This window comes from Streptomyces mexicanus, assembly GCF_902506575.1.
In the GTDB taxonomy this organism is placed as follows: domain Bacteria; phylum Actinomycetota; class Actinomycetes; order Streptomycetales; family Streptomycetaceae; genus Streptomyces; species Streptomyces mexicanus.
On the sequence record NZ_LR732656.1, the window covers coordinates 1 to 2,145 of the forward strand.

The window sequence follows — 2,145 nt, forward strand, 5'->3', positions numbered from 1 at the left end:
ATGTCGTGGCGGATGGCGAGGGCACGGGCCTGTTCGGTGCGGCCCCGGGCGAGCAGGAAGCTCAGCGACTCGGGCAGGGCCTTGATCAGGACGGGGACGAACAGCAGCGGGACCACGCACACCCAGAAGGCGGAGCGCCAGCCGACCGGCTCCACCAGCCACTTGGCGACGTAGGCGGAGAGGATGCCGCCGGCGTGGTGGGCGGTCATCAGGGCACCGATGGTCAGGGCGCCCCGGCCGCCGCGGGCGTAGTCGGAGACCATGGAGATCGCCGTGGGCAGCAGTCCGCCGAGGCCGACGCCGGCCAGGGTCCGGCCGAGGCCGAAGACCGCGACCGAACCGGACAGCGCGCAGATCCCCGAGGCCAGCGAGAACAGGGTGACGCAGCCGATCATCAGCGTCTTGCGGCCGACGCGGTCGGCGACCGTGCCAGCCGCCAGGGCACCGACCAGCATGCCGAACGTGGCGTAGCTGCCCAGGTCTCCGGCCTGGCCCGGGGTGATGCCGAGGGCCTTGGTCGCGAGCATGTGCGGCAGTACCGAGCCGTAGATGAACATGTCGAGGCCGTCGAAGAGCACGGCGGTCCAGCACAGGCCGACGACCAGCAGGGCCACTGTGCGGCCGCGGGGAGACGGGGAGGGTGAGGGGGACATCGTTGTTACCTCTCATGCGTGGTGCACCAGACGCTAGAAAGCCGCCCTGAAAGAGTCAACGCTTTTGTCAACAATCTCAGCGACAATCAAGCCGTGCCGGGCGCCGGCAGCTGTGGAGCGTGTGCGCGAGGGGGCTGCACACCGACCAGGTGTGCAGCCCCCTCGGGCGGGTCAGCGCGGTGTCATGCCACGGGCGGTGTGCCGTGGGTGTGGAAGGACGCGATGGTCTGCAACCCCCAGGCCTGGCCCTTGGCCCGCTCGGCCTCGGTCCAGGTGATCAGCGGCCAGTCGGGGGCCAGCACCAGCCGGGTGAGCGGGTTGCACAGCTCGACGCGGTTGCCGCCGGGTTCGTAGACGTACAGGAAGAACGTCTGCTGGATGGCATGCTTGTGCGGGCCGGTCTCGATGAACACCCCGGTGTCGATGGCGAGGTCGGCGGCGCGCAGGATGTCCTCGCGGGTGTCGGTGGCGAAGGCGATGTGGTGCAGCCGGCCCGAGGTGCCCGTCCAGTCCTCGGTGTAGACGACGTCGTAGGACTTGTTCGTGAACGTCAGCCAGCGGGCCGCGATCCGGCCGCTGTCGAGCCGGATCTGCTCGGTGGGCCGGGCGCCGAGCACGTGCTGCTGGAACTCGGCGTTGGCGAGCACGTCGGCGGCGAGGAAGTTCACGTGGTCCAGGCGCCGCACGCCCACCCCCCGGTTGGGTTTGGCCTGGGGCTGGTTCTTCAGCGCGGGCCGCAGCTCCTCGGGGGCCCGGTAGTGCTCGCTCTCCCAGTACAGGGCGTGTTCGTGCCCGTCCGGGTCGGTGGTGACGTACAGCTTGCCGAGCCCGGGTTCGTCCTCGGTCCAGTGGCCGGTGCCGCCCGCCTCCTCGACCGCCTTCACCCGGCGCTGGAGTGCTTCCTCGCTGGAGGTGCGCAGGGCGAGCCGGCCGAGGCCGGGTCGCTCGCGGGCGGTCAGGACGAGACTGTGGTGCTCGTAGTCGTCGAAGGTGCGCAGGTAGACGGTGTCGCCGTCCTGGCCGCTGACCGTGAGCCCGAGGAAGTCGGTGAAGAAGCCGACGCTGGCGTCCAGGTCCGGGGTGAACAGCTGGGCGTGGCCGACATGGGCGATGTCACCGAGAGGCGGAGCCATCAGTGCCTCCATGAGGAAGTGCGGGAGTGGGGCCGGCGGTGGCGGGCCGGGGGAAGACGGTGCCGTCGAAGATCTTGCGGGCGGTGCGCACGACGGCGGTCCGGCGCACCGTGACACGTGTGCCGTCGTCGCAGGCATCGACCTCGGCGTCCAAGTCCAGGAATCCGGCGGGGTGTTCGATGCGCACGCGGGACGAGGCGGGCGGGCGGGCGCTGCCCTCCGCGACGCCGCCCGCCCCCCCCAGGCCCGCGGCGGCGCCCCGCGCGGCGAGCACGCCGACGGACGGGGGGCCGCGCACCGGGGTGGAGGGGCGGGGCAGCACGGCGCCGCCGCCCCGCCGCGGGGGCGCCCGGGGGGGG

3 protein-coding genes are annotated in these 2,145 nt (G+C 72.1%); all 3 read right to left on the reverse strand.

Annotation, left to right across the window (positions count from 1 at the left end; all coding sequences use genetic code 11):
* The coding region (locus GV126_RS34350) for an MFS transporter (RefSeq protein ID WP_159675184.1) at positions 1 to 653 on the reverse strand (653 nt) is incomplete at its 3' end.
* 182 nt (positions 654 to 835) lie between these two features.
* On the reverse strand, positions 836 to 1,786 hold the full coding sequence (locus GV126_RS34355) for a catechol 2,3-dioxygenase (RefSeq protein ID WP_159675186.1): 951 nt from the start codon (positions 1,784 to 1,786) through the stop codon (positions 836 to 838).
* The coding region (locus tag GV126_RS34360; RefSeq protein WP_328707383.1) for a PrpF domain-containing protein at positions 1,767 to 2,145 on the reverse strand (379 nt) is incomplete at its 5' end. The genes GV126_RS34360 and GV126_RS34355, both read right to left, overlap by 20 nt.

What these genes read in the sequence shown, in the direction of transcription:
- GV126_RS34355 (WP_159675186.1), bottom strand. Translation starts at nt 1,786, where the DNA reads ATGGCTCCGCCTCTCGGTGACATCGCCCATGTCGGCCACGCCCAGCTG.